Origin of the sequence: Curtobacterium sp. 458 (assembly GCF_030406605.1) — a bacterium.
Classification (GTDB): Bacteria; Actinomycetota; Actinomycetes; order Actinomycetales; family Microbacteriaceae; genus Curtobacterium.
On sequence record NZ_CP129104.1, the window covers coordinates 2,537,653 to 2,563,336 of the forward strand.

A 25,684-nucleotide genomic window follows, 5' to 3' on the forward strand; every position below is an offset into this window, starting at 1 on the left:
CGCGACCGCCTGACGGCCGGGAGGCGCGGGTCGGGCCCGCACCGCGCCTCCCGGCCGTCGAGCGGTCACCTCCGGCACCCCTGTCGGGGTTCCCGCACGCTGGGTCGGTACGCTCGTCCGGTGCAGCGCAGAACCTGGGTCGAGCCCGTCCTGTTCGGCGCGGCGTTCGTCGCCGTCCACGCCGTGCTGTGGTGGCTGACGACGACCTCCGGCAACCTGCCGCTCGGTGACGTGACGATCACCTACCGTCGCTGGATCGAGACCGGCCAGCAGTCGCACTTCTGGGTCGGCGTCGACGAGGCGTGGGTGTACCCGATCCTCGCGATCGTCCCGATGGCCGCGGCCGCGCTCGGCGGTGTCGCGTCGATCGGCACCGGGTGGCTCGTGCTCATGGTGCTGCTCGACGCCGTCGTCTGCGTGGTGCTCTGGCGCTTCCGGGCCCGCGTCGGCACCGTCCGGATCCGCGTGGTCTGGTGGTGGCTCGCCTTCCTGCTCGCGCTCGGGCCGATCGCGCTCGGGCGCATCGACACCGTGGCGACCGTCCTCGCGCTCGCCGGCGTCGCGTTCGTGGTGACGCGGCCGGCCGTCGCGTCGGTGCTCTTCACCCTCGCGGCGTGGACGAAGGTGTGGCCCGCCGCACTCGTCGGCGTCCTCGTGCTCCTGCGTCGTGGGCACCGGCGTGGTGTGGTCGTGGGTGCCCTCGTGACGACGGCGCTCATCGTGCTCGTCGACGTGCTCTACGGGGGTGCGGCGTACCTCTTCTCCTTCGTCGGGCAGCAGAGCGGCCGCGCGCTCCAGATCGAGTCGCCCCTCGCGACGCCGTTCATGTGGGCGGCGGCGCTCCGCGTGCCCGGGGCCGCCGTGTACTACGACCGCGAGATCCTGACGTTCGAGGTGTCCGGCGCGGGGACCCACGCCGCCGCGGCGGTGTCGACGCCGCTCATGGCGCTCGTCGTGCTCGCCGGGGTGGTCCTCGCGCTGCTCGCCGTGCGGCGCGGCGCACCCCGGGCCCAGGCGGCGCCGCTCCTCGCGCTCGTGCTCGTCGCCGCACTCGTCGCGACGAACAAGGTCGGGTCGCCGCAGTACATCGGCTGGTTCGCGGTGCCCGTGGTCTGGGGGCTCGTCGCCGGGCGGGCGAGTGCGCGGCGGTTCCTGCCGATCGCAGTGCTCGCGTTGCCGACGGCGTTCCTCACGCAGCTGATCTACCCCGGCTACTACGACCAGGTGCTCACCGTGCAGCCGTGGATCCTCGTGGTGCTGACGCTCCGGAACGTGCTCGAGGTCGTCCTGCTCGTGTGGGGGATCGTCGGGCTGGTGCGGCTCGGGTCGGGCGCGTCGGCTGCCCCCTCGTCTGGTGCTCCGTCGGCGGGTGCATCGTCGGGCGCGGCGCGCTCGGTGCGTCCGCGAGTCAGGATGGACCCATGATCGTCGCGTTCTCCGTCGCACCGTCCGGTGGTCCCGCCGCAACCGAGGACGGCTCCGTGCACGACGCCGTGGCCGCCGCCGTCCGGGTCGTCCGCGAGAGCGGGCTGCCGAACCGCACCTCGTCGATGTTCACCGAGCTCGAGGGGGAGTGGAACGAGGTCATGGACGTCGTGAAGCGCGCCACCGAGGCCGTCGCGCCGTTCGGGACGCGGGTCTCGCTCGTGCTCAAGGCCGACATCCGCCCGGGGCACACGGGTGAGCTGGACGGCAAGGTCGAACGGCTCGAGGCAGCCCTCGACCGCTGACGGGGCGACCGCCCTGGGCACACGCCCGGTGCGGCCGCGACACGCCGCGCGCCTCCCACGGATGTCGGTGGTCGGGTGTCTCCTGTCGGTGTCGGACGCAGCGGGCGTCCGCACGACGACGAGGAGCTGCTCATGATGCACGACGGCTGGTGCCCCGACTGCGACCTGCGTTCGGTCGTCATCGACTCGGACGCCGACGGTCAGCACGCCTGGGCGACCTGCAGCGAGTGCGGCGCGGGCTGGGTCCACCGTGACGAGCTCCCGGAGGCCACCGCTGCACCTGCTCGGACCGTGCCGGAGCGTCGAGCGGCCTGACCTCCTCGGCCGGGCGTCCGTTCCGGCCGACCTCTTCGTGACCGGTCGAATCGATTCGGCACGTCGTCTTCCGTCGGTTGGTTGGAGCGTTCTACACTGCTGGGAGCAGGTCGGCACGACCGACCTGTGACCCGTTCGCCGCTGAACCGGGACGCCCGATCCGGGTGGTGCCCGCCGTTCGCGACGGGGCCGCCGAGGGGTGCGCCGCGCGACCAGCGCGTGCCCCGCCGTCCCGGTCGGCCCACCGCACCGCCCGTGGGCCGCTCGACGGCGTGCCGGGCCGACCCGCTCCTCCCGTCCGAGAGACAGGCACCATGACCCACCTCACGCCTGCGCGCCGCGCCGCCGCGCTGATCGCCCTCGCCCTCGGCGGGTTCGCGATCGGATCGACCGAGTTCGTGGCGATGGGGCTGCTCCCGAACATCGCCGAGGCCCTGCTGCCGTCGCAGTACGCGGCGAACCCCGACGCGGGCATCGCCCACGCCGGGTGGCTCGTCAGTGCCTACGCGCTCGGGGTGGTCGTCGGTGCCCCCACCATCGCCGCGATGTCCGCGAAGTTCCCGCGCAAGGGCCTCATCCTCGTGCTGCTCGTCGGGTTCGTCCTCGCCACGGTCGCGAGCGCCGTGCTGCCGTCGTTCGGGCTGGTGCTCGTCGCACGGTTCGTCGCCGGCCTGCCCCACGGCGCCTACTTCGGCATCGCCTCGATCGTCGCCGGCGACATGATGGGACCGGGCAAGCGCGGCAAGGGCATCGCGATGGTCCTCCTCGGGCTCTCGGTCGCGAACGTCGTCGGCGTGCCCGCGATCACCTGGGTCGGACAGGTCGCCGGTTGGCGCATCGCGTACGGCGTCGTCGCCGCGCTCTTCGCGCTGACGTTCCTCGCCGTCGCCGCGTTCGTGCCGCGGTCCGCGAAGGACGAGCACGCCACGATCGGCCGCGAGCTGCGGGCCTTCCGTGAGCCGCAGCTCTGGATCGTGATGGGCCTCGGCGCGATCGGCTTCGGGGGCTTCTTCGCGGTGTACTCGTACATCTCGCCGATCGTCCAGAACGTCACCGGGCTGAGCGAGTCCGCGGTGCCGCTCGTCCTCGTGGTGGTCGGGCTCGGCATGGTCGTCGGCGGGGTCGTCGGCGGGCACCTTGCCGACCACAGCGTGAAGCGCACGATCTACGTCGGGCTCCTGGCGCTCGTCGGGGCGCTCCTCGTCACGGTCCTGACGGCGCAGTGGGTGGTCGGGATGTTCGTGGGCGCGTTCCTCATCGGCGCGACCTCGTCGGCGATCCCGCCCGCCGTCCAGTCGCGGCTGATGGACGTGGCGGGCGATGCCCGGACGATCGCGGCGGCGCTGAACCACTCGGCGTTCAACATCGGCAACTCGCTCGGTGCGGCCCTCGGCGGAGCGGTCATCGCGGCGGGGTTCGGGTTCCTCGCACCGGGCTGGCTCGGGATCGTGCTCGCGCTCCTCGGCGTCGGCGTCACGGCGGTCAGCTACGGGGTCGAGCGGCGGTCGACGGCACGTGCGGCGCTGCGCTCGTCGCACCCGTCCACCGGCCCGATCACGGCACCCGTCCCGACCGTCTGACCCGGAGGCTCGCGGCGCGGATCGCGTCCGCACAACCAAAGACACCCCGAACCACGCATCGGCGCGGTTCGGGGTGACTCCGGTTGTGCGGTGCGTCGCGGGGCGGCGGACAGGCCGCCCTGCCGTCGGCGCTACAGGCCGACCGGGCTGCCGTCCTGCACGATGATGCCGTCGGTGATCGCCCGCTTCCGGAGCGCCACCTTCGTGCCGACGTCGAACCCGGCCACGCGGTACTTCTCGCGGATGCGCTTGAGGTAGCTCTTCGCGGTCTCCTCGGAGATGCCGAGCTGGTACGCCACGCTCTTCACGGGCTCGCCGCCGCCGTACAGCGCCATGACGCGACGCTCCTGGGCGCTGAGCTTCGGCACGCCGCCGACGTCGCCGGAGTTGATCGCGAGGTCGAGCTCGGCGGAGACGTACTGCTCGCCGCGTTGGGCGGAGCGGATCGCCTCGACGATCATGTCCGCGTCCTCGCTCTTCACGAGGTAGCCGAGCGCACCGGAGGCGAGGGCCTCGCGGACGACGTTCGGCTCGGAGTACGTGCTCATCACCACGGTCTTGACGCCGGCGGTCTTCAGCGTGGAGATCTTGAGCGAGACCGGGATCGAGTCCTTGAGGTCGAGGTCGAGCAGCACCACGTCGACCGGGAACGCGGGGTTGGTGAGCAGCTCCGGCCAGGTCGTGACGGCGGCCACGAGGGTGATGTCGTCGGCGGCGCTGCGGATCCACTCCGTGAGTGCGCCGAGGAGCATCTTGTGGTCGTCGACGAGTGCGAGTCGGATCGGTTCCTCTGGAGTCGCCATGCTGGCGTCCTTTCTCGGGGGCTGTGCCGATCCTAGGCGGACCGGACGCGCGGTACGGGCAGGCTGGTCAGGGTGTCCGGTTGTTCGGGTCCAGCCGGTCGGTCCGCGCGACGGCTACATCGTCGGGTGGCGGTTGACGACGCAGTGCGCCACGATGCGCAGCGTGCCGTCCTGGACGGTCTCGGTGAACGGGCCGATGCGGTGCAGGGCGCTCCACGTCGCCGGGCCGAGTCGTCGACGCGTGACGCTCCGCGACTCGATGACGATCGGGACGTCCATCGTCTCGTCGGTGACGGGGTGGCCGTCCGACCCGACGGGGCCGAGCGCCACGGCCACGACGGGCTGACCCGGCTGTGCGGTCCGTCCGTCGCCGGCCATCTGCCACAGGGCCTGGAGGAGTCCGTCGCGCTGGGCGGGGGAGAGGTGCCCGGCGAGCGAGCCCGGGTCGGCGACGCTCACCGCGCGGCCGAGGTGGTCGGACTCGGTGATGGCGTGGTACAGCCACGTCTCGCGACGGCCTTCGATGAGGTGCAGTCGGAGCTCGGTGGCGAGCGACGCCGCGACCGAGGCCGAGGCGTCGGAGAGCGGCAGCGGGTCGGAGCCGTTCGCGACGGCGTCGAGGAGCTTCTCGGCTGCGAGGTCGAGCCGGGCGAGCTCATCCGACGCGAGCATGCCCACGGCGAACTGCGGCGCCTGGACGTTGCTCTGCACGAGGACGCGGTCGAGCTCCTTCTGCACGAGTTGGCGGAAGCGGTGCACGACGAACAGGGCGAGCGAGGGCGGCACGACGACCAGGGCGACGAGGGACACCATCCCGGGCAGCGTGTCGGTCGTCACGGGGGTCGAGACGAGGCACGTCACGATGAAGGTGATGCCGAGGACGACGATGGCCGCCGCCACCTCGCGCGCCGGCCGCAGCGATGCGATCGGGAGCAGGGCGAACCCGGCGGCGATCGACGCGGTGGCGAAGTGCGCGATGTCGTGCTCGGGCCAGATCCCGATGAAGTCGAGTGTCACGACACAGACGAGCACCACGCAGATGAGTGCGAACGCGACCCCGGTGAGTCGCTCGCCGTACGTCAGCAGGCTCAAGCCGACCCCGAGCGCGGCGACGATGTAGAGCCCCCACGCGGCGGCGGGAAGCCACGGGTCGCTGTACTCGGGCCAGCGGGCGAGGAACAGCACGATGCCGGCGACGGCCTCGATCGCGGTGAGCACGGCTGCTCCGGCGCCGAGGTACCCGGCACCGAGCGACGCGCCCGGCTTCGCCGCCTGGCGCAGCGAACGGGCGCCGGTGGAGGTCGACGGCAGGCCGCGTGCCTGCCGACGTTCGCTGCCCCGATACCGCTCCCGTGCCTCCCGGCGGGTCCGCGGAGCGGACTGCACGGTCTCACCGGGCAGTCCGCGACTGATGGTGTCCTCGGGGACGCGGCTCACAGCGTCGGCCCCGTCCGCCGGAACGCAGGACCTGCGGGACGGTGCTGGCTCATCGCGGGGCCTCCAGGACGACGGTCGTGCCGGAGCCCGGCGCGGAGAACAGCTTCGCGTCGCCACCGACCTCGCGGAGGCGGTTCACGACGCTCTCCTTGAAGCCGAGCCGCTCGGCGCTGACGTGGGTGAGGTCGAAGCCGACGCCCGAGTCCGTGACCATCGCGCGGACCATCTCGTTGTCGTGCACGATCGTCACGTGCGCCTCGCCGACGCCGGCGTGCCGACGGACGTTCTCGAGGCACTCGCCGAGCGCCAGGAGGAAGGCGTCGAGGACGTTGGACGGCAGCAGCACCTGACCGGTGCCGTGCCAGCTGACCTCGAGCCCCATGCGGCCGAAGCGCTGCTTGACCGACTCGAGGGTCTGGCCGAGCGGGGACTCCTCCTCGCGGGTGAGCGAGTAGTCACCGGACTGCTGCGGCTGCGGGGTCGCACCGAGACGGAGGTGTCGGAGCAGCCGCGCGTCCTCGGCGGCCTGTTCGCGCATAGCCTGCTCCGAGACGCCGACGCCGGAGTGGGCGAGGAGCGTCAGGGTCGCGAGCACGGTGTCGTGCAGGAGCCGCGCGCCCTGCCGACGCTGGGCCTCGGTCTCGCTCGCTTGGCGCTCCGCTCGGTGGGCGGTGCCGATGCTGTAGATGCGGCGGGCGACGCGCGGGATGCTCCGGGAGATCCAGACGGTCACGACCGCGATGAGCACCCAGCCGAGGAGTGCCCCGGCGGTCGCGACGGACAGGAACGATCCCGTCGCCCAGGTCATGCCCACGGCGGTGGCGGCGCCGGCGGCGAGGGTCAGGCCGAGTCCGACGGGGTGTCCGCGCTGGGCCATGAGCGGTGCGGAGACGCCTCCGGCAGCGAGCGGCATGACGGCGCTCGCGATCACCGGGCGCGTGGCGTCGTCCGCTCCGACGAGCAGGATCGCGAGCGCACCGAGACCGCCGGCGAGGATGACGGCGGTCCACCACACCGAGCCGCTCGACCCGAACACGACGAAGCCGGCGATCATCGCCGCGATGCACGCGACGGCTCCGAGGAGGAGCCCGACGGGGACCGCGAACGAGACGAGCACGGCGACGAGGCTGATGAGGGTGCAGACGATGCCGACGACACGGGTGATCGACCGGAGCAGCCGGTCGCGTTCCTGTGCGATCAGTTCCATCGAAGTCCTGTGCGGTGGTCGTGGTGCGAAGTCGAGACTCGGTCAGCCGAGCACCACGCCATCATTCCACGCACGGCACCCGTTGGGGGGTGTTCGGCGCGCGGGGCCGTACCGGATGGGAACCGAATTGTGATCGCAGGTGCGATGCAATACGCCCGACGCGGCCCGGGTCCGCGCCCCCGCAGCCCGCGTCCGCGCCCCAGCAGTCCGCGTCCGCATCCGCGCGGGCCCCGTCCGCGGTCCTGCGGCCCACCGCCGCCCACGCGGCCCGCGCCCACCACGCCCGTCAGCTGAACAGCCGCCGGAGGTGCGCCCCGACGGCCTCCTGCTCTATGAGGAACCCGTCGTGCCCGAACTCGCTCGTCACCACCGTGGCGCGGTCGCCGTCGAGGGTGTCCGGGATGCCCGCGGCGATCCGGTGCTGGTCCTCGACGGGGAACAACCGGTCGCTCGACACCCCGATGACGAGCGTGCGCGCGGTCACCCGTCCGAGCGCGGCGGCCACGCCTCCGCGGCCGGCCCCGACGTCGTGCGAGTCCATCGCGTGCGTCAGCGTCACGTACGAGCCCGCGTCGAACCGCCGGGTGAACTTGTTGCCGTGGAAGTCGAGGTAGCTCTCCACCGAGAACCGGCCGTCGTCTCCGAGCGGCGACACGTCGCTCTGCCACGACCGGTCGAAGCGACCGTTGAGCTCGTCGGGCGCCCGGTAGGTCATGAGCGCCATGCGGCGGGCGAGTGCGAGCCCCCGGTGCGGTCCCTCGCCCGGGGCGGCGTCGTGGTAGTCGCCGTCCGCGAACCCGGGGTCCATCTGGATGGCGGCACGCTGCAGCGAGTTCGCGGCGATCTGGTCGGCGGTGGTCTGCGCCGTCGATGCGAGGACGGCGAGCCGCGCGACGCGGTCGGGGTGGGTGATCGCGAACTCGAGGGCGTGCATGCCGCCCATCGACCCACCGACGACGCCGGCGAACCGCTCGATCCCGAGTCGGTCGGCGAGCTGGACCTGCACGGCGACCTGGTCGCGCACCGTGACGAACGGGAAGCGTGCGCCCCACTCGACCCCGTCCGGTGCGACCGACGAGGGGCCGGTCGTCCCCTGGCAGCTGCCGAGCATGTTCGGGACGACGACGAACCAGCGGTCGGTGTCGATGGCGCGGCCCGGTCCGACGACGTCGCCCCACCAGCCGGCGGTGCGGTGCCCCGGGCCGGCCTCGCCCGTGACGTGCGAGTCGCCGGTGAGCGCGTGGAACACCAGCACGGCGTTGTCGCGCTCCGGGGACAGCGTGCCCCAGGTCTCGTAGGCGACCCGGACGTTCGGCAGGTGCCCGCCACGGACCCACTGCTCGCCGAGGCTCGCGAAGTGTCGGCTGCCGGGGTGGTCGCCGGGCCGCCATGCGCCCGTGACCGGCGGCTTGCCGAGGGTGCCGAGTTCGGTCCCGGGCACGAGGGAGGACGGCACGGAGTCCTCGGGGGTCGTCTGCCAGTCCATCGTCCGACCAGTCTGCCGGGAGGCACGGGTCACCGCCGCCGTGTTACGTCACCCCGGGCGTGTGGCCGGCCCGGTGGCTCGTGGTCGCGGAGTGCGTGCGCCACGCGGTCGTGTCGCGCGCGCGCCGCGTGGTCGCGTTGTGCGTGCGACGAAGCACGCGTCGATCGACCGGTGTTTCGTCGCGGTCACGACGTCACGTTCGATGTGGGTGCAACAAGCGACGTCCCACGTGTCGATCGACACGTGGGACGTCGGGACGCGCGCGTTTCGTGGAAGAGGGGCAGCGGGCGAGCCGGTGTGCACCCGCGTCAGGCGCGGAGGCGCTCCGACTCGGCACGGGCCGCGGCGAGCCCGGCCTCGAGGTCGGCCCGCAGGTCCTCGACGTTCTCGATCCCGACCGACAGGCGGACGAGCCCCGGCGTTACCCCGGTCGTCAGCTGCTGCTCAGGGGTGAGCTGCGAGTGCGTGGTCGACGCCGGGTGGATCACGAGCGAGCGCACGTCGCCGATGTTCGCGAGGTGCGAGAACAGCCGCAGGTTGTCCACGAACGCCTTGCCCGCGTCCACGCCGCCCTTGAGCTCGAACGACAGCACCGCACCGACGCCCTTCGGTGCGTACTTGTTCGCAGCGGCGTACCAGGGGGACGTGGGCAGCCCGGCGTACGACACCGAGGCGACGTCGGGGTGGCGGTCGAGCCACTCCGCGATCTCCTGTGCGTTCGACACGTGCCGCTCGATGCGGAGCGACAGCGTCTCGATGCCCTGCAGGAGCGCGAACGCCGTGTCGGGGGAGTTCGACGCGCCGAGGTCACGGAGCAGCTGCACCCGTGCCTTGATGATGTAGGCGAGCGGGTCGCCGACCGCCTGCGAGAACACCGCACCGTGGTACGACGGGTCGGGCGTGCTGAACTCCGGGAACTTCTCGGCGTGGTCCGACCAGACGAACCGGCCACCGTCGACGATCACGCCGCCGATGACGGTGCCGTGTCCGCCGAGGAACTTCGTCGCCGAGTGGACGACGATGTCGGCCCCGTGCTCGAACGGACGGATGAGGTACGGCGTCGCGATCGTGTTGTCGACGATCAGCGGGACACCGGCCTCGTGCGCGATGTCCGACACGGTGGCGATGTCGAGGACGTTGATCTTCGGGTTGCCGACCGTCTCCGCGAAGAACAGCTTCGTGTTCGGTCGGACGGCGCGACGCCACTCCTCGGGGTCGTCCTGGTCCTCCACGAAGGTGGTCTCGATGCCGAGCTTCGCGAGCGTGTACTTGAACAGGTTGTACGTGCCGCCGTAGATCGACGACGAGGACACGATGTGGTCGCCCGCACCCGCGATGTTGAGCACCGCGTACGTCTCCGCGGCCTGCCCGGAGGACACCAGCAGCGCCCCTGTGCCGCCCTCGAGCGCGGCGATGCGCTGCTCGACGACGTCGTTCGTCGGGTTCATGATCCGGGAGTAGATGTTGCCCGGCTGCGCGAGCGCGAACAGGTCGCGGGCGTGGTCCGAGTTCTCGAAGACGTACGAGGTCGTCTTGTAGATCGGCGTGGCACGCGCACCGGTCGTCGGGTCCGGCTGGGCGCCGGCGTGGACCTGGGTCGTCTCGAACCGCCAGGCGGCGGCGTCGTTCGTGCTCATCGGTGCTCCTGTCGGGTGCGGTTCTCGGGATGGGCGGCGCACCGGCCGGGAGGCCCGGGGCAGCGCTGCGTCGCTCGTCACGGTACGCAGGTGGTCGGGTCCGCACCAGCGTGCCCGCCACGCGACGTAACGGACGTCGCGGGGGCGACCCGTGCCTCCCGGTCGGCGCAGCACACCGCCCGCAGCGCGCCTACCGCACCTCGTCCTTCCGGAACAGCCAACCGACCCTCGGCTCGAGGAGCCAGCGCATCGCGCTGCGCACGAACGGCTGCGCCAGGAAGAGGCTCACCGCGCAGGCGACCACGACCATGAGGAGCACGTACGGCCAGGCCGAGTGCTCACCGGCGAGGACGCCGGACTCACGGATCGGGTAGAGGACGAACGTGTGCAGCAGGTAGACGTACATCGTCGCCGCACCGAACCGGGTGATCCAGACCGTCCGTCGGGGCACCAGCAGGAGGAACGACGCCGTGAGCACCGCGGCGAGCAGCATCAGGCCGAAGCGGACCGCTCCCGCCCACCACGCGTCCTCGCCGAGCCCCGAGTACGAGTCGTCGTAGAAGAACCAGTGGTGGAGGTCGAACTCCTTGAACTGGGGGATCCAGATCGCACACGACACCGCCCACGCCGCGAACACCGCGGCCGCGATCACCCGCACGCGCACCACGGTCCGCCGGGGGGCGTCGTACCAGCGGTCGAAGAGCCCCCACTGCTTGACCTGCCAGCCGACGAGGAAGAACGGCAGCAGGCTGATCGCGCGGCTCAGCGAGAGCGTCGAGTCGACGTTGTCGAAGTAGCCCACGCCGATGCTGAACACCACGGCCCAGAACAGCGGCCACCGCAGCTGCGCGAGGTACGGCAGGATCAGCCGGAAGATCCCGAGGGCGAGCAGGAACCAGAGCGTCCAGGTCGGCTGCGTCGGGTTGAACTGCTTGCCGCCCTCGACGATCGCCTGCACGACGGTCCAGATCGTCTGCATGATGATGTACGGCACCACGATGTCCGTGATCGTCCGCTTCATCCGGTCCGCGGTCGGGGTCGCGGCCGACGAGAAGTAGCCACTGATCACGCCGAACGCCGGCATGTGGAAGGCGTAGATGAACGTGTAGAGGGCGAGCGCGTGCTCACTGTCGCTCGTCTGGCGCTGGATCGCGTGCCCGATGACGACGAGCGTGACCGCGAGGAACCGCGCGGTGTCCCACATCGGGATGCGCAGCTTCGCCCGCCCCGGCTCGAGCCCGGCGGGGGCCACCGGAGCCGCTTCTCTCGTCATGGCCCGCCACGCTACCGGCTGGCGCGACGTCGTGGTCGGTACGCTCGTGACCCACACCCGTGTCCACACCCAGGCGTTCGGAGGAACACCCATGGCACCTCGTCGCGCAGTCGTCACCGGAGCCAGCTCGGGCATCGGCGCCGCGACCGTCCGACTCCTGCGCTCCCGAGGCTGGGACGTGCTCGCCGTCGCCCGTCGCGAGGCCAAGCTGCAGGCGCTCGCCGAGGAGACCGGTGCGACGTACCTCGTGGTGGACGTCACCGACCCGTCGGCCGTCGCGGCGCTCGCGAGCCGGGTGGCGGAGCTCGGCGGCGTGGACGTGCTCGTCAACAACGCCGGCGGTGCCCTCGGGTCGGCGTCGGTCGAGGAGTCCGACGTCGAGGACTGGCGCGCCATGTTCGAGGTGAACGTCATCGGCACGAAGCAGGTCACGGCCGCGCTGCTCCCGGCGCTGCGCGGGACCGCGCGGAGCAACGGGCACGCCGACATCGTCACGGTGACCTCGACGGCCGGGCACGTGGCGTACGAGAACGGCGGCGGGTACAACGCCGCGAAGTTCGCCGAGCACGCCCTCGTCGGGGCCCTCCGGCTGGAGCTGAACGGCGAGCCGATCCGGGTCGTGGAGATCGCTCCGGGCCTGGTGAAGACGGACGAGTTCGCGCTCACCCGGTTCCGCGGCGACGAGGCCAAGGCCGCAGCGGTCTACGACGACGTGCCGGAGCCGCTCGTGGCCGAGGACGTCGCAGAGGCGATCGCGCACGCGGTCGAGCTGCCCGCGCACGTGAACCTCGACCTCGTGACCGTCCGACCGGTGGCGCAGTCGGCGCAGCACAAGCTGGCGCGGGGGCGGTTGACGCCGCGCGACTGACCCACGCGACCGCGCGGCCCTCGTGGGCGTGGGCGCGCGCGTGCGCACGCGCCCGGGCGCGGGATGCGGGTCGCGGGCGCGGGGTCCCTGCCGGTACCGTGGTCGGATGCCGATCAGCAGCGAATCCGAGCCGGTGGCCCAGGCTCCGTCGACCGTGACCGTCACGAGCGGGCCCGAGGTGCTCGGCTGGCTGGAGTTCGGCGACGCCGCGCGCCTGCTCGCCAAGGACGTCCTGTCGTCCGGGTTCGAGCCCGAGGTCGTCGTCGCGGTCGCCCGCGGCGGGCTGATCATCGCCGGAGCCGTGGCGTACGCGCTCGGCACCAAGGAGTGCGGCTCGATCAACGTCGAGTTCTACACCGACGTGGAACAGCGACTCGAGGAGCCGGTCATCCTCGCCCCCGCGCTCGACGCCCCGGCCCTCGCCGGCAAGAAGGTGCTCGTCGTGGACGACGTCTCCGACTCCGGCCGCACGCTGCGCCTCGTGGTCGACATCATCGCGAACGCCGGTGCCGAGGTCCGCAGCGCCTGCCTGTACTCGAAGCCCGGCACCGTCCTCGAGCCCGACCACGTCTGGCGTCGGGTCGACGGCTGGATCACGTTCCCGTGGAGCGCCCTCGCCCCGGTGACGGCCGAGTCGTGAGCATCCACCTCGTCGGCGGGGGCCTCCTCGCCACAGCGGACGTCGCCGCCCCGTTCACCGCCGAGGCCACCGCACGCGCGGCCGCCGTCGGCCGGACCGTCCCGCGCATCGCGGTCCTCTCCGTCGCACGCGCCGACGGGACCTCGCCGTCGAGCACCGCGGACATCGCCGAGACCCTCGGCGGCGCGCGGCAGGCCGAGACGATCGTGACCGAGGTCGCGGCGGGTGCGGCCTTCGACACGACCGTGCTGAGCGACGTGGACGCCCTCGTCGTCGCCGGTGGCGTCACACCCGACTACCTCACCGCGGTCGCGCCGATCGTCGACCAGCTCCGTCTGCTCGTCAGCGACGGGCTGCCGTACCTCGGCTACTCGGCGGGAGCGATGATCGCGGCCGACCGCGCCCTCGTGGGCGGCTGGCGCATCGGCGGGGTCGAGATCTGCCCGGAGGAGGCCTCCGAGGGACTCGACGAGGTCGAGCTCCGTGAGGGCCTCGGGCTGATCGACCTCACCGTGGACGTGCACGCCGTGCAGGCGGGGACGCTCGCGCGGCTCATCGCCGCCGCCGAGGCCGAGTTCGTCACGGCGGGCCTCGCGATCGACGAGGACACCACGCTCGTGGTCGGCGAGGGTGCGCTCGAAGTCCGGGGGACCGGCAGTGTCTGGCGGGTGATCGCGGGCGACGAGTCCGTGTCCGTCGCCACCATGGGCGCGTAGCGGGCGTGGAGCCGCGGCCGCTCGCCGAGCTCGTCGACCCCGGGTGGGCGGCCGCGCTCGCCCCCGTCGAGGACGACGTCCACCGGATGGGCGCCTGGCTCCGGGCCGAGGTCGCGGCCGGGCGGCCGTACCTCCCGGCCGGCGCCGACGTGCTGCGCGCGTTCCGCGATCCCTTCGACGACGTCCGGGTGCTCGTGCTCGGGCAGGACCCGTACCCGACCCCCGGCCACCCGATCGGCCTGTCGTTCGCCGTCGACCCCGAGGTCCGGCCGGTGCCGCGCAGCCTCGCGAACATCTACGCCGAACTCCGCGACGACCTCGGCGTGGAGCCCCCGGCGCACGGGGACCTCAGGGCGTGGTCGTCGCGCGGCGTGCTGCTGCTCAACCGGGTGCTCACGGTCCGCGCGGGCGACGCCGGGAGCCACCGGGGGAAGGGCTGGGAGGCCGTCACGGACCAGGCCGTCCGTGCACTCGTCGCCCGGGGAGCGCCCCTCGTCGCCGTCCTCTGGGGAGCGCAGGCGGCGACGGTGCGACCGCTGCTCGGGGACACGCCGGTCGTCGCGTCGGCGCACCCCTCGCCCCTGAGTGCCCGCCGCGGGTTCTTCGGCAGCCGACCGTTCTCGCAGGTGAACGAGCTGCTCGTGGCACAGGGCGCGGAGCCGGTGGACTGGTCACTGCCCGTCTGACGCGTCCGGCCGGCTGTCGGCGGCTGCCGGCTGCCGGCTGCCGTCTGGCCGAGTCTCGGGCTGAGCGACGTGTCCCGCGGCAGGACGCGCGAGAACGGTCGCTGACCACGAGTCTCGGGGCCCGCGGCTCCGCCGCCCCGTAGGCTCGACCCGTGCTCGAGGAGGAATACCAGCGACGGCGGGTCCTGCCGCGACACCTGCGCGCCCCCGTCCCGCAGGAGTCCGCGTTCACGTACACGATCCGCGCCGCCGAGCCGCGCGACCTCCCCGACGTGCGGGAGATCCACACGCACTACGTCCGGAACTCCTCGGTCACCTTCGACCCGTCGGCGTTCACGTTCGCGCGCTGGAAGCAGCGGTACGACGAGATCCGCCGGCGGGGGCTGCCGTTCCTGGTCGCGGAGAACCCCTCGGGCCAGGTGCTCGGATACGCGCTCGTGGACCCGTGGAACCCTCGCGACCGTTCGAACCACGTCGTCGAGGACTCGATCTACCTCGGTGCGGCGGCGGGCGGCAAGGGACTCGGGCGGGCGCTCATGGAGGCACTGATCGAGGAGTGCCGCGCCGCCGGTGTCCGCGAGGTCGTCGCCGTCATCGCCGACCGTCAGGCCGAGGCGTCGATCCGTCTGCACGAGCGACTCGGCTTCGAGGAGGTCGGGCGCATGGGCAAGGTCGGCTACAAGTACGACCGATGGCTCGGCACGGTGACGATGCGGCTCCGTCTGCGCGGTCCGCGCCTCTTCGCCCGGGGTCGCGCCGGGCGCTGAGTCGGCGCTCGTCCCGCTGGTCGCAGAACGCGTCGTCCGGCGCCGCCGTCAGCGACGGGTCGTGCGACCAGCGCGGTGCGCGGACGGCGTGTCGTGCGACCAGCGCGGCGCGTGCGCCCGTGACGTGGCACCACCGGACGGGGGGCTCGTGGCGGACCGGCACCGTGCCTCCCGTCCGGACCGGGGTCGCCACGCGAGATCGGTACCCGGCCTGGTCGCAGGAGGTGTCGGCCCGCGCCGCCGTCCGCGGCGTGTCGAACGACCAGCGCGGCGCGCGGACGGCATGTCGTGCGACCAGCGCGACCCGGCGACTGCCGCACGCGCCCAGCGCCCGCGCACTCAGCGCGTCGGCGCCTCCGCGAAGAACTCGTCCCGCGTCACCCGCACCAGCGCCGTCGTCGCGTCCGAGGCCCGGACGGCGTCACCGTCCGCGACGGCCCGCGCCACCGCCTCGTGCCGCTCCGCGGCGTCCCGCGTCCACCGGGTGATGGTGTCCCGCGACTCCGAGGTCCGCGTCCGGAGCAGCGCCTCGACGGTGCCGGCGAAGTGGCGGAACACGGCGTTCCCCGAGGCGTCGAGCAGGGCGCGGTGGAAGCGGACGTCGGCCTCGAGGTAGGCGCGGCTGTCCTCCCGGGCGCACGCCGCCAGCATGTCCGCTGCGGCCGCCGACACCGCCCCGACGGCCGCCGTGTCCGGGGCGGCTGCCGCGAGTGCGGCGGCGACCGGTTCGACACCGAGCCGCAGCTCGAGGAGCTCCCGTTGCTGCACGAAGTACGCGGGGGAGGCGCCGCGCCACCGGATGACCGTGGGCGCGAGCAGCTCCCACGACCCGATGCCGAGCACCTGCGTGCCGACCCGCTGCCGGGGCTCCACGAGGCCGAGTGACTGGAGGACGCGCAGCGCCTCGCGGACGACCGATCGCGAGACGGCGAACTCCGCGGCCACGAGCTCGGGCCGGACGACCGTTCCCGGGGTGAGTACCCCGTCGACGATCCGCTGCCCGAGGGTGTCGAGCACCTGGGCGTGCAGTCCGCGGGGCGTCGGCATCGTTCCTCCGTGCAGTACGTGTCACGCGGCGCCGTGACGTCGTGTCCATCGAAGCGGCAGACTGCGCCGGAGGGCGCGTGCCGCGCTGGGGATCATCGTATAGTCTGATTAATCAGATTATTCGGGTCGGCGGCGCACCGCCGGGCCGGCCGGTCCGTGGGAACGCGCAGACCGGCCGGTCCCGCGGAACGCTCGGACCAGCACACGAAGGCGACGGAGTCCCGCGGATGCGACTCCAGGAAGGGGCGCAGATGCCTCACGCGCTCACGGCGGCCACCGCCCACACGACCGTCCTCGCAGCAGAGGGGGGTGCAGCGCCGACCGTCGGCCCGTCCGGGCCGGTCGCGCAGCTGATCATCGCCGCGCTGATCGGCATCGTCGTCATCATCGCGCTCATCACGTGGCTCAAGGTCCACCCGTTCATCGCCCTGACGATCGGCGCGCTCGGCGTCGGCATCGGTGCAGGGCTCGCCCCGGACAAGGCGGTCACGAGCTTCGGCAACGGGTTCGGTGCGACGATGACGAGCGTCGGCATCCTCGTCGGCCTCGGCTCGATGTTCGGCAAGCTCCTCGTCGACTCCGGTGCGGCCGACCGTGTGGTGGACACCCTCGTCCGGCGGTCGTCGAAGGCCGCACTGCCCTGGACCATGGCACTCATCGGCGCGCTGATCGGTCTGCCGATGTTCTTCGAGGTCGGTCTGGTCCTCCTCATCCCGATCATCGTGCTCGTGGCGAAGCGCAGTGACGTGCCGATCATGAAGATCGCGGTGCCCGCACTCGTCGGCCTGTCGACGATGCACGCCTTCGTGCCGCCGCACCCCGGTCCGCTCGTCGCGATCTCCACGGTGGGCGCGAACCTCGGCACGACCCTCGCCTTCGGCATCGTCCTGGCGATCCCGGTCATCGTGCTCGCCGGTCCGGTCTTCGCGCGCTTCGCCGCGCGCTGGGTCGACATCCCGGCCCCGGACATGTTCGGGTCGCGCGGATCGGCCGGCGGTCACGACGACCCCGCCTCGGCCGGACGGGAGGCACGGCGCGGCCCCGCCACGCAGGACACGGCCTCCCTGCCGAACGGCAAGAGCGACTTCACCCGCGTGATCAGCGAGCCGCGCAGCCCGTCGTTCACCACCGCGCTCGTCGGCATCCTCCTGCCGGTGGTCCTCATGCTCGCCCAGGCGATCCGCGAGGCCGTCGCGCCCGACGCCGCCGGATCGTGGGTGAGCGTGCTCGACTTCCTCGGGACGCCGATGATCGCGATCGGGATCGCGGCCGTCTTCGCGATGGTGTTCTTCGCGATCGGCGGCGGGATGGACCGCTCGGCCGTCGCGAAGTCGCTCGAGAGCGCGCTGCCGCCGGTGGCCGGGGTGCTGCTCATCGTGGGAGCCGGCGGTGGGTTCAAGCAGGTGCTCATCGACACCGGGATCGGCGGGGTCATCGCCGACGCCGTGAAGGACTCCGGCATCTCCGTGCTGCTCGTCGCCTGGGTGGTGTCGGCGCTCGTCCGGGTCGCGACGGGTTCGGCGACGGTCGCCACCGTGACGGCCGCGGGCATCATGGCGCCGATCGCGAGCGACCTGTCCCAGCCGATGACCTCGCTGCTCGTGCTCGCGATCGGTGCCGGGTCGGTGTTCCTGTCACACGTGAACGACGCCGGCTTCTGGCTGGTGAAGGGCTACCTCGGCACCACGGTGGGGCAGACGTTCAAGACGTGGACGGTGCTGGAGTGCCTCATCTCGGTCTTCGGGCTCGGGGGCGTCCTGCTGGCCGGGGTGTTCCTGTGACCTCGGGCGCGGGCGCGGGCGCGGGCGCCGGTCGGTCCGAGGTGCTGGACGCTCGCGTGCTCGTCGTCATGGGGGTGTCCGGCACCGGGAAGTCCACGGTCGCCGCGACCGTCGCCGAGCGCCTCGGATGGGACTTCGCGGAGGGTGACGCGATGCACCCGCGGTCGAACGTCGACAAGATGCAGGCCGGGACGCCGCTCACCGACGAGGACCGGTGGCCGTGGCTCGACGTCGTGGCGGGGTGGATCCGGGACCACCTCGACGCCGGTACCCCTGGTGTCGTGACGTGCTCGGCGCTGAAGCGGTCGTACCGCGACGTGCTCCGCGCACCGGGGGTCGTCTTCGTCCACGTCGCGGGGGACGGTGCGCTCATCGCGGACCGGATGGCGGCGCGCTCGGGGCACTTCATGCCGACCTCGCTCCTCGCCTCGCAGCTCGCGACGCTGGAGGTGCCGGGGGCGGACGAGGCGCACGTCACCGTCGCCGCGGACCGCACGCCGGAGGAGGAGGCCGACGAGGTGGTCGAGCGCCTCGGGCTCGGGGTGCACTGAAGCACTGTGCACCACTGCGCGGACGCGCCCCCTCCGGATCAGGGAGGGGGCGCGTCCGCGTCCGGGTGCCCGGCTTGCTCAGGCCTTCGACACCATGATCCAGCTCACCTGGATGCCGTACTTCGTCGCCGGGCTGATGCGGAGGTCGACGACGCCGTCCTTCCCGACCTTCGCGGTCGACGTCAGCGTGCGGAACGAGCCGTCGATCGGCTGCTCCGTCGCGACGGTCGTCCCGTTGACGCTGACGGCCGCCGCACGACCGGGAGCGCTCTTCGTCCACGGGTCCCAGAAGCCGACGTCCACGCGGTAGCGGCCCTTCCCGAGTCCGCCGAGCGCGTACTCGAGGTCGGTGGCGTCCGCCTGCCAGCGCACGGTCGACGTGATCGTCCCGCCGCTCGTGCCCGAGACGCCGCCGGTGGTGCCGAAGTACCCCCAGTGGTCCCCGGTCCGCGGGTCGGCGCCGAACCGCTGGTCGGCGACGCTGTTCAGCAACCGGTCGCCACGGCGTTGCAGGAACGCGAGGTCGGCAGCGTGGTCCGCGGTGCCCTGACCGTCCGGGGTGCTCGGACCACCGGCGTCGACGAAGTAGGCGAGGTGCTTCGGCAGCACCGTCACCGGGCGGGTGAACGTCCGACCGTCGTCGAGTGTCCCGGTGACGGTCTGCTCGCCGGCGGTCCGCAGTGCCGTCGCCGCCCAGGTGACGCGGTGGGTCTCCTGTCCACGTGTCCGGGTCGTGCCGCCCTCGCGGACGCTGACGCGCTTCGGCAGCGCGCCGGTGTCGCCGAGCGTGACCTGCCCGGGCACCGTGGTGGTCACCGTCCACGGAGCGTACGGGTGCAGGTCCGCGAGCGACCACTCGCCGGCGTCGCACGAGAACGACATCGACCCGCCCTCACCGAACGTCACGGGCAGCCACACGCTCGGGGCGGTGCGGAGGTCCTCGGCGTTGTTCCACCGGTCGCCGAGGTACACCACGCGACCGTCGCCGAGGTTCAGCAAGGACGTGCTCTGCGAGTCGCACGTCGTGTCCGCACCCGTGCCCGTCGCGGGGTTGCCGTGCGCGGTCCACGTGCCGAGGATGTCCGTCGCGGTGGCGTACGCCGCTGCGTTCGGTGCCCACCCCGTCGCTCCCGAGGTCACGAGGTAGTAGGTCCCACCCACCTTCGTGATGGCCGGAGCCTCGCGCTGCCCGCCGATCCACGGCTGCGGCCGGCGGAAGTCGACGCCCTCCACCGCCTTCGTCGGGTCGGCGGACAGGTCCGTGTAGTCCGCGTCGAGCTTCGAGATGTAGAGCGTGAGGTTCTCCTCACTCGCGTACACGATGTACGCCGTACCGTCGTCGTCGACGAACAGGTTCATGTCACGGGCCATGCCGGGGGAGTCCGGCTGGTGGTTCGTCGGGTCGTCGGCCGGCACACGGTCGAGGCGGTACGAGTCGATGTACCGGAACGGCCCCGTGGGCGAGTCGGACACGGCCACACCGGCCTGCGCCTTCGCGTACTGCGCGTCGGACGAGTCGGTCGGCCCGTCGGCGTGCACCCACATGACCCACTGGCCGGTCTTCGCGTTGTGGATGACCTTCGGCCGCTCGAGGATCGCACCGGGGCGGGTGGTGCTCGGAGCGGTGACGCCGAGGTCGCGGTACACGGCGTCACGCTGCGTCTGGTCGTAGCCGCCGTAGAGCGCCGCGAAGTACGGGTCGTCGAAGTCCGCGCGGCTCGTCATCGTGCGGAGCGCGAGACCGTCGTCCTTCCAGTGGTACAGGTCTCGCGACTCGTAGACGTGGACGCCCCGGGTGTCGCTGTACCCGTTGGTCCGGTCCTCGCCGTACCAGTAGTAGATCGTCTTCCCGTCACCGTCCGTCGCCGTCACGACCTGGCCGCCGTGGCCCTGGATCGGTTGCCCCTGGTCGTCGAGCCACGGCTCGCCCGGTCGGAACGAGGAGTCGGTCGTCCCGGCGCTCGCCGCGACGGCCGGTGCGGCGGTCAGCCCGGTGACGGCGAGTGCTGTGGCGACGGCCACGGCGACGATGCCGCGCCACCGTCTGGTCGTGCCCGGTGTGCCGGGTCTGGTCGTGCCCGGTGTGCTGGGCCTGGTCGTGCCCGGCACACCGGGCCTGGTCGTGCGAATCTCCATCGATCCGCCCCCTCCTGGGTCGTGGTTGCCCCCGATGGCAACGTCAACATCCTGTGGACGGCGATCGTTCCGTGCAAGCACTCGCATCGTGTTGCCATCTGTTGCCACCACCTCGTCCGCTCGCCGCACCCGGACTGCGCGGAGCAGTCCGGGTCTCGCCCTTCCCTCCTGCGCTGTGGGGGAGTAGACCTCTGGCCATGCCACACTTCGTCATCCTGATCCACGGAGGCCCGGGCGACCCGGCGCCGGACGACCTCGCCGCCCACGACGCCCACGCGCAGGACCTCATCGGCTCCGGAGCGCTCGTCGCCGCGTTCGCGTTCGGCCCGACCGACGAGGTGGTCCGGATCGACGCGGACGGGCCGGCGCCGGGAGCCGCGGGAGCGTCCGCGCTCGACGGGTCGGCGTGGTCGAGGCCGATGACCTCGACGCCGCGGTCGCGATCGCCCGTGCGAACCCGGCGGCGGTCCAGGGCGGCTTCGTCGAGGTGCGCCCGGTCCTCGGCTCGTGGGTGCGCGGTGGTGGGTCGGACGGTTCGGCACACGGGGTGCCGTCGGCGTCCTGAGCCGTGGGATCAGCGCTCGGACACGCGCCCGTCCTCGACGTGCCAGTGGCGGTCGAGCCGGACCGTGTCGAGCATCCGCCGGTCGTGCGTGACGAGCAGGAGCGTGCCGTCGTAGGACTCGAGCGCCTGCTCGAGCTGCTCGATGGCGGCGAGGTCGAGGTGGTTCGTCGGTTCGTCGAGGACGAGGACGTTCACACCCCTGGCCTGCAGCAGCGCGAGGCCTGCCCGGGTGCGTTCGCCCGGTGACAGGTCGGCTGCCGCCCGTCCGACGTGGTCCGCCTTGAGGCCGAACTTCGCGAGCAGGGTCCGGACGTCGGCGGTGGCGTACTCCGGCACGAGTGCCTCGAACGCGGCGGCCAGGGGCTCGGGCCCGGAGAACGCCGCTCGCGCCTGGTCCACCTCGCCGATCGCCACGCTCGACCCGAGCGACGCCGATCCCGTCGTGGGCGCCTGCCGACCGAGCAGGGCGCGCAGGAGCGTCGACTTGCCGGCACCGTTCGGGCCGGTGATGCCGATGCGGTCCCCACCGTCCACCTGGAGCGACACCGGGCCGAGGGTGAAGTCCCCCTGCGTGAAGGTGGCGTCGGCGAGCGTGGCGACGACCGCCGACGACCGCGGTGCCTGCCCGATGGTGAACTCGAGGCGCCACTCCTTGCGCGGCTCCTCGACCTCGTCGAGGCGGGCGATGCGCGACTCCATCTGGCGGACCTTCTGCGCCTGCTTCTCGCTCGATTCGCTCGCCGCGCGCCGTCGGATCTTGTCGTTGTCCGGGTTCTTGCGCATGGCGTTGCGGACACCCTGGCTCGACCATTCGCGCTGGGTGCGGGCACGGGAGACCAGGTCGGCCTTGGTCGCCGCGTACTCCTCGTAGGCGTCGCGCTTGTGCTGGCGTGCGATCTCGCGCTCCTCGAGGTAGGCGTCGTAGCCACCACCGAACAGCCGGTTCGACGACTGCGCCAGGTCGAGTTCGAGCACCGCGGTGACCGAGCGGGCGAGGAACTCGCGGTCGTGGCTCACGAGCACGGCTCCGCCCCGCAGCCCCTGCACGAACTGCTCCAACCGCGCGAGGCCGTCCAGGTCGAGGTCGTTCGTGGGCTCGTCGAGGAGCACGACGTCGAAGCGGGACAGCAACAGCGCGGCGAGACCCACCCGTGCCGCCTGGCCACCGGACAGCGAGGTCATGAGCGAGTCCGGCCCGACACCGTGCCCGTCCAGGTCGTTCGCCAGCCCGAGCTCGGTGAGCACGACCGGTAGCCGTTCGTCGAGGTCCGCGGCTCCCGACGCCAACCACCGCTCGAGCGCGACCGAGTACGTCTCACCGGCTGCGTCGTCCGCACCGGGGGCACCGAGCGCTTCGGCCGACTGATCCATCGCCACCGTCGCGGCCGTGCTGCCGGTCCGTCGCGCGACGTACCCGGCGACCGTCTCACCCTCGACCCGGTCGTGCTCCTGCGGCAGCCAGCCGACGAACGCGCCCGGCGGCGACGTCGACACCGTGCCAGCGAGCGGCTCGTCGACCCCGGCGAGGAGACGGAGCAGCGTCGACTTGCCGGCGCCGTTCACACCGACGACGCCGATCACGTCGCCGGGTGCGACCGTGAGGTCGACACCCTCGAACAGCGTGCGGGCGGCGTACCCGCCGGCGAGGTCCTTGGCGACGAGGGTGGCGGTCATCCGCCAATCGTCCCATCCCCAGCGCGTCCCGCCTGCCATGATCGAGGCACCACCGTCGACGAGGAGCGCGCGATGACCGAGGACACCACCACCGACACCACCTGCCACATGTCGATCTCGCTCGACGGCTTCGTGGCCGGCCCGGACCAGAGTCTCGACCACCCGCTCGGCGTCCGCGGCGGAGAACTGCACACCTGGCACATGCCGGGTGTCGAGGTGGGCGAAGCCGACCGCACCGCCGCCTCGTGGCTCATGCGGCCGCGCGGAGCGTACGTCATGGGCCGGAACATGTTCGGACCCGTCCGGGGAACCTGGGACGAGCCGTGGGAGGGATGGTGGGGGCCGGAACCGCCCTACCACGCACCCGTCTTCGTCCTCACCCACCACGAGCACGAGCCGATCGAGATGGCGGGCGGCACGACGTTCCACTTCGTCACCGAGGGGTTCGACACCGCGTACGCCCGCGCCGTCGAGGCCGCTGACGGGCGGGGCGTCGACATCGCCGGGGGAGCGTCGACCGTCCGGCAGGCGCTCGCCGCGGACGTGGTCGACGAGTTGACGCTGGACATCGCACCCGTACTGCTGGGGAGCGGGGAGCGCCTCTTCGACGGATCGCAGTCGTTCGGCTTCGAACCGGTCGAGGTGCTGCACTCGCCGTTGACGACGCACGTCCGCTACCGTCGCGCCCGCGGCTGACGGACGCGCCGCGCAGGGGCGGTCAGTCGAGCGTGATGGACCGGTCGAACGTCCGGGTCGTCGGCGGCCCGGCGATCACGGACCCGAGCTCACGCGCTGCTCCCTCCGGCGTCGCACGCCACGCGACGTAGGCGGCGTGGTCGGCTGCCGTCGCCCAGCGTTCGACGACCACCACGTGGTTCGGGTCGGCGTCCTCGACGATCACCTCGAGCGACTCGTTGCCCGCGAAGGCCCGGGTCTGGTCGAGCGTCGTGCGGATCGCGGTCTCGATCTGGTCGGCGGGCAGGTCGTCGCGGAGCTGCACCTCGAGCAGGACGGTCATCGTCACGTCGGACACCTTTCGTCGGGGACGCGCCAGGGGCGCGTCGGGAACGCGGGGGACAACCCGCGAGCGTGCTGTGGTGTTCCGGATCGTTCCACAGGCCGGGGAACTCGGTGGGCCGGGCGCGGGCGCCGCCTAGGCTGGCCCCGTGTTCGAACTGCACCACCTGTCCGCCCAGGAACTCTGGGACTGGATCCGTCGCGGTGAGGTGACCGCGCGCGAGGCGGTCGACCACTACCTCGCTCGGATCGAGCGGTTGGACTCGGACGGACCGGCCGGAGCGGGCCTCGGCGCGTTCGTGACCGTGACGGCCGAGGCCGCGCGCGACCGTGCCGACCACCTCGGCGAACGGGTGCCGACGTCGCGGCCGCTGTGGGGCCTCCCGGCTGCGGACAAGGACCTGTACGACCGGGCGGGCGTCGTCACGCGCAACGGCACGACCAGCCTGCCCGCGCGGTCGGCGAGCGCCGACCACCCGCTCGTCGCCGCGGCGGACGCCGCGGGCAGCGTCAGTCTCGGCAAGACGGCCTCGCCCGAGTTCGGGATGTCGTCGTCCTCCGAGACCCGCTTCGGCACGACCCGCAACCCGTACGACACCGCGCGTGCGCCGGGCGGGAGCTCGAGCGGCGCCGCGGTGGCGGTCGCCGCCGGACTGCTCCCCGCGGCGATCGGCAGCGACGGCGGCGGATCGGTACGGATCCCGGCGGCGGCCACGGGGCTCGTCGGGCTGAAGCCGAGCCGTGGCCGCGTCCCCGCGATGCCGGGCCGGTCGGGTGTCGGCGGGCTCTCGGTCGCCGGGCCGCTCACGCGGTCGGTCGCGGACGCCGGCATGTCGCTGGACGCCCTCGTGCGTCCGACGGGCCTCGACGAACCGGAGCCGTACGCGCTCGTGACGCCCGACGTCGGCGACGGCCCGTTCACCGCGGCGGCCGTCCGTGGAGAGGGGCGCTTCGTGGTCGGCGTCCTCGACGGCTCGCCGTGGGACGACACCGTCGACGTCGTGGTCGACCCGGCTGCCCGGGCCGCGGTGGCGACCGCGATCCGGGTGCTCGGTGAGGTCGGACACGGCATCGAGGACGTCGCGATGCCCCGCACGCCCTACGCCGAGGCGTTCCGCGTGGCGTGGGAGTCGAGTGCCGCCCGACTTCCCCTCGTGCCGGGCATCGACCTGCGCGCTACCACGCCCCTCGTCGGGTGGCTCGTGGACCGGGGGCAGCACCTCACGGGGACGCAGGTGCTCGACGCGATGACGGCGCTCGACGCGTTCTCGGTGTCGCTCATCGGCGCGTTCGACCGCTTCGACGCCGTGCTCACCCCGACGCTGGCGCTGACGCCCCGGCCGCTCGGCTGGTACGGCGACGACCCGGAGGAGGACTTCCGGCGGCAGTGCGCGTACTCGCCGTGGACCTCGATGGCGAACGTGTCCGGGCTGCCCGCGATCACGCTGCCGGTGGATGTGACGGACGACGACCACCCCGACGGCGCCGGGCTCCCGATGGGGGTGCAGCTCATCGGGCGACCGGGTGGGGAACGGGTGCTGCTGGCGATCGGCGCCCAGCTCGAGCGCCGGCTCCGCTGGCAGCGGCGGCACCCGCCCGCCTGGACCGCCTGACCGGCGGTGCCCGCCGGGCGCGCCCGGTCGGAGGCGACGGGACGCGCGCGTCTCGACGAGGCGCGCGTCGATCGACGCGCGGCACGTCGAAAGGCGCGCGTTCCATCGCTCAGACCGGCACGATCCGGACGGGAGGCCCGTTGCGGCGCCCCCAC

At 72.7% G+C, this 25,684-nt stretch carries 24 protein-coding genes; 14 read left to right on the forward strand and 10 right to left on the reverse strand.

Annotated elements, in window-relative coordinates; genetic code table 11:
• Nucleotides 1-120: 120 nt before the first annotated feature.
• The 4 genes from QPJ90_RS12420 to QPJ90_RS12435 all read left to right on the forward strand — a co-directional run bounded on the left by QPJ90_RS12420 (nucleotide 121) and on the right by QPJ90_RS12435 (nucleotide 3,625).
• Nucleotides 121-1,425, forward strand: coding sequence for a glycosyltransferase family 87 protein (locus QPJ90_RS12420; protein ID WP_290131514.1), 1,305 nt, complete (start codon nucleotides 121-123; stop codon nucleotides 1,423-1,425).
• A complete protein-coding gene (locus tag QPJ90_RS12425) occupies nucleotides 1,422-1,730 on the forward strand; it encodes a thiamine-binding protein (protein ID WP_290131515.1) in 309 nt (102 codons plus the stop codon). The genes QPJ90_RS12420 and QPJ90_RS12425 overlap by 4 nt, the downstream gene beginning before the upstream one ends.
• A 132-nt stretch (nucleotides 1,731-1,862) precedes the next feature.
• Nucleotides 1,863-2,045 (forward strand): hypothetical protein, encoded by a 183-nt coding sequence (locus QPJ90_RS12430; RefSeq protein WP_290131516.1) that lies wholly within the window; start codon nucleotides 1,863-1,865, stop codon nucleotides 2,043-2,045.
• A 314-nt stretch (nucleotides 2,046-2,359) separates the two neighbouring features.
• Entirely contained in the window at nucleotides 2,360-3,625 is a 1,266-nt protein-coding gene (locus tag QPJ90_RS12435; protein WP_290131517.1) for an MFS transporter, read from the forward strand.
• 131 nt (nucleotides 3,626-3,756) lie between these two features.
• Here the strand turns inward: QPJ90_RS12435 and QPJ90_RS12440 are convergent, their stop codons facing one another.
• The 6 genes from QPJ90_RS12440 to QPJ90_RS12465 all read right to left on the reverse strand — a co-directional run bounded on the left by QPJ90_RS12440 (nucleotide 3,757) and on the right by QPJ90_RS12465 (nucleotide 11,468).
• A complete protein-coding gene (locus QPJ90_RS12440) occupies nucleotides 3,757-4,428 on the reverse strand; it encodes a response regulator transcription factor (RefSeq protein WP_290131518.1) in 672 nt (223 codons plus the stop codon).
• Between the two features lie 114 nt (nucleotides 4,429-4,542).
• On the reverse strand, nucleotides 4,543-5,865 hold the full coding sequence (locus QPJ90_RS12445; RefSeq protein ID WP_290131519.1) for a hypothetical protein: 1,323 nt from the start codon (nucleotides 5,863-5,865) through the stop codon (nucleotides 4,543-4,545).
• 49 nt (nucleotides 5,866-5,914) lie between these two features.
• On the reverse strand, nucleotides 5,915-7,072 hold the full coding sequence (locus tag QPJ90_RS12450; protein WP_290131520.1) for an ATP-binding protein: 1,158 nt from the start codon (nucleotides 7,070-7,072) through the stop codon (nucleotides 5,915-5,917).
• Nucleotides 7,073-7,358: 286 nt separating this feature from the next.
• Nucleotides 7,359-8,558, reverse strand: a complete 1,200-nt coding sequence (locus QPJ90_RS12455) for a homoserine O-acetyltransferase (RefSeq protein WP_290131521.1) — start codon at nucleotides 8,556-8,558, stop codon at nucleotides 7,359-7,361.
• Nucleotides 8,559-8,866: 308 nt separating this feature from the next.
• Nucleotides 8,867-10,195: a bifunctional o-acetylhomoserine/o-acetylserine sulfhydrylase gene (locus QPJ90_RS12460; protein WP_290131522.1), complete on the reverse strand. Its 1,329-nt coding sequence runs from the start codon at nucleotides 10,193-10,195 to the stop codon at nucleotides 8,867-8,869.
• Nucleotides 10,196-10,385: 190 nt separating this feature from the next.
• Nucleotides 10,386-11,468 carry an acyltransferase family protein gene (locus QPJ90_RS12465; protein ID WP_290131523.1) on the reverse strand — a complete coding sequence of 361 codons (1,083 nt, stop codon included), beginning with the start codon at nucleotides 11,466-11,468 and terminating at the stop codon, nucleotides 10,386-10,388.
• A gap of 91 nt (nucleotides 11,469-11,559) precedes the next feature.
• Between QPJ90_RS12465 and QPJ90_RS12470 the strand changes: the two genes are divergently transcribed.
• The 5 genes from QPJ90_RS12470 to QPJ90_RS12490 all read left to right on the forward strand — a co-directional run bounded on the left by QPJ90_RS12470 (nucleotide 11,560) and on the right by QPJ90_RS12490 (nucleotide 15,145).
• Entirely contained in the window at nucleotides 11,560-12,336 is a 777-nt protein-coding gene (locus tag QPJ90_RS12470) for an SDR family oxidoreductase (protein WP_290131524.1), read from the forward strand.
• Between the two features lie 106 nt (nucleotides 12,337-12,442).
• Entirely contained in the window at nucleotides 12,443-12,976 is a 534-nt protein-coding gene (locus QPJ90_RS12475) for a phosphoribosyltransferase (protein ID WP_193750459.1), read from the forward strand.
• Complete coding sequence (locus tag QPJ90_RS12480) at nucleotides 12,973-13,692, forward strand: Type 1 glutamine amidotransferase-like domain-containing protein (RefSeq protein ID WP_290131525.1); 720 nt, start codon at nucleotides 12,973-12,975, stop codon at nucleotides 13,690-13,692. Before QPJ90_RS12475 ends, QPJ90_RS12480 begins: the two co-directional genes overlap by 4 nt.
• A 5-nt stretch (nucleotides 13,693-13,697) precedes the next feature.
• Entirely contained in the window at nucleotides 13,698-14,378 is a 681-nt protein-coding gene (locus QPJ90_RS12485; protein ID WP_290131526.1) for a uracil-DNA glycosylase, read from the forward strand.
• A 152-nt stretch (nucleotides 14,379-14,530) separates the two neighbouring features.
• Nucleotides 14,531-15,145, forward strand: a complete 615-nt coding sequence (locus QPJ90_RS12490; protein WP_290131527.1) for a GNAT family N-acetyltransferase — start codon at nucleotides 14,531-14,533, stop codon at nucleotides 15,143-15,145.
• 339 nt (nucleotides 15,146-15,484) lie between these two features.
• On the opposite strand, the gene QPJ90_RS12495 is transcribed toward QPJ90_RS12490, so the two are convergent.
• A complete protein-coding gene (locus QPJ90_RS12495) occupies nucleotides 15,485-16,192 on the reverse strand; it encodes an FCD domain-containing protein (protein WP_290131528.1) in 708 nt (235 codons plus the stop codon).
• Between the two features lie 251 nt (nucleotides 16,193-16,443).
• Between QPJ90_RS12495 and QPJ90_RS12500 the strand changes: the two genes are divergently transcribed.
• Together QPJ90_RS12500 and QPJ90_RS12505 are read left to right on the forward strand one after the other, a co-directional pair.
• Nucleotides 16,444-17,973, forward strand: coding sequence for an SLC13 family permease (locus QPJ90_RS12500; protein WP_290131529.1), 1,530 nt, complete (start codon nucleotides 16,444-16,446; stop codon nucleotides 17,971-17,973).
• Nucleotides 17,974-18,041: 68 nt separating this feature from the next.
• Nucleotides 18,042-18,524: a gluconokinase gene (locus QPJ90_RS12505; RefSeq protein WP_290134222.1), complete on the forward strand. Its 483-nt coding sequence runs from the start codon at nucleotides 18,042-18,044 to the stop codon at nucleotides 18,522-18,524.
• Between the two features lie 78 nt (nucleotides 18,525-18,602).
• Here the strand turns inward: QPJ90_RS12505 and QPJ90_RS12510 are convergent, their stop codons facing one another.
• Nucleotides 18,603-20,546: a glycoside hydrolase family 43 protein gene (locus QPJ90_RS12510; RefSeq protein WP_290131530.1), complete on the reverse strand. Its 1,944-nt coding sequence runs from the start codon at nucleotides 20,544-20,546 to the stop codon at nucleotides 18,603-18,605.
• A 520-nt stretch (nucleotides 20,547-21,066) separates the two neighbouring features.
• On the opposite strand from QPJ90_RS12510, the gene QPJ90_RS12515 reads away from it, so the two are divergent.
• Nucleotides 21,067-21,225 (forward strand): hypothetical protein, encoded by a 159-nt coding sequence (locus tag QPJ90_RS12515; protein WP_290131531.1) that lies wholly within the window; start codon nucleotides 21,067-21,069, stop codon nucleotides 21,223-21,225.
• Nucleotides 21,226-21,234: 9 nt separating this feature from the next.
• Here QPJ90_RS12515 and QPJ90_RS12520 read toward each other — a convergent pair whose 3' ends face one another.
• Entirely contained in the window at nucleotides 21,235-22,899 is a 1,665-nt protein-coding gene (locus QPJ90_RS12520; protein ID WP_290131532.1) for an ABC-F family ATP-binding cassette domain-containing protein, read from the reverse strand.
• 108 nt (nucleotides 22,900-23,007) lie between these two features.
• Between QPJ90_RS12520 and QPJ90_RS12525 the strand changes: the two genes are divergently transcribed.
• Nucleotides 23,008-23,595 (forward strand): dihydrofolate reductase family protein, encoded by a 588-nt coding sequence (locus QPJ90_RS12525; protein WP_290134223.1) that lies wholly within the window; start codon nucleotides 23,008-23,010, stop codon nucleotides 23,593-23,595.
• A 22-nt stretch (nucleotides 23,596-23,617) separates the two neighbouring features.
• Here QPJ90_RS12525 and QPJ90_RS12530 read toward each other — a convergent pair whose 3' ends face one another.
• Nucleotides 23,618-23,917, reverse strand: coding sequence for an antibiotic biosynthesis monooxygenase (locus QPJ90_RS12530; protein WP_290134224.1), 300 nt, complete (start codon nucleotides 23,915-23,917; stop codon nucleotides 23,618-23,620).
• 148 nt (nucleotides 23,918-24,065) lie between these two features.
• Between QPJ90_RS12530 and QPJ90_RS12535 the strand changes: the two genes are divergently transcribed.
• On the forward strand, nucleotides 24,066-25,529 hold the full coding sequence (locus tag QPJ90_RS12535) for an amidase (RefSeq protein ID WP_290131533.1): 1,464 nt from the start codon (nucleotides 24,066-24,068) through the stop codon (nucleotides 25,527-25,529).
• The last annotated feature ends 155 nt before the right edge of the window (nucleotides 25,530-25,684 follow it).

Excerpts from the sequence above, each read along its gene's own strand:
- QPJ90_RS12425 (WP_290131515.1), top strand. The coding sequence starts at position 1,422 with ATGATCGTCGCGTTCTCCGTCGCACCGTCCGGTGGTCCCGCCGCAACC.
- QPJ90_RS12430 (WP_290131516.1), top strand. The coding sequence starts at position 1,863 with ATGATGCACGACGGCTGGTGCCCCGACTGCGACCTGCGTTCGGTCGTC.
- QPJ90_RS12435 (WP_290131517.1), top strand. The coding sequence starts at position 2,360 with ATGACCCACCTCACGCCTGCGCGCCGCGCCGCCGCGCTGATCGCCCTC.
- QPJ90_RS12440 (WP_290131518.1), bottom strand. The coding sequence starts at position 4,428 with ATGGCGACTCCAGAGGAACCGATCCGACTCGCACTCGTCGACGACCAC.
- QPJ90_RS12450 (WP_290131520.1), bottom strand. The coding sequence starts at position 7,072 with ATGGAACTGATCGCACAGGAACGCGACCGGCTGCTCCGGTCGATCACC.
- QPJ90_RS12455 (WP_290131521.1), bottom strand. The coding sequence starts at position 8,558 with ATGGACTGGCAGACGACCCCCGAGGACTCCGTGCCGTCCTCCCTCGTG.
- QPJ90_RS12460 (WP_290131522.1), bottom strand. The coding sequence starts at position 10,195 with ATGAGCACGAACGACGCCGCCGCCTGGCGGTTCGAGACGACCCAGGTC.
- QPJ90_RS12465 (WP_290131523.1), bottom strand. The coding sequence starts at position 11,468 with ATGACGAGAGAAGCGGCTCCGGTGGCCCCCGCCGGGCTCGAGCCGGGG.
- QPJ90_RS12470 (WP_290131524.1), top strand. The coding sequence starts at position 11,560 with ATGGCACCTCGTCGCGCAGTCGTCACCGGAGCCAGCTCGGGCATCGGC.
- QPJ90_RS12475 (WP_193750459.1), top strand. The coding sequence starts at position 12,443 with ATGCCGATCAGCAGCGAATCCGAGCCGGTGGCCCAGGCTCCGTCGACC.
- QPJ90_RS12495 (WP_290131528.1), bottom strand. The coding sequence starts at position 16,192 with ATGCCGACGCCCCGCGGACTGCACGCCCAGGTGCTCGACACCCTCGGG.
- QPJ90_RS12500 (WP_290131529.1), top strand. The coding sequence starts at position 16,444 with ATGCCTCACGCGCTCACGGCGGCCACCGCCCACACGACCGTCCTCGCA.
- QPJ90_RS12505 (WP_290134222.1), top strand. The coding sequence starts at position 18,042 with ATGGGGGTGTCCGGCACCGGGAAGTCCACGGTCGCCGCGACCGTCGCC.
- QPJ90_RS12520 (WP_290131532.1), bottom strand. The coding sequence starts at position 22,899 with ATGACCGCCACCCTCGTCGCCAAGGACCTCGCCGGCGGGTACGCCGCC.
- QPJ90_RS12525 (WP_290134223.1), top strand. The coding sequence starts at position 23,008 with ATGTCGATCTCGCTCGACGGCTTCGTGGCCGGCCCGGACCAGAGTCTC.
- QPJ90_RS12530 (WP_290134224.1), bottom strand. The coding sequence starts at position 23,917 with ATGACCGTCCTGCTCGAGGTGCAGCTCCGCGACGACCTGCCCGCCGAC.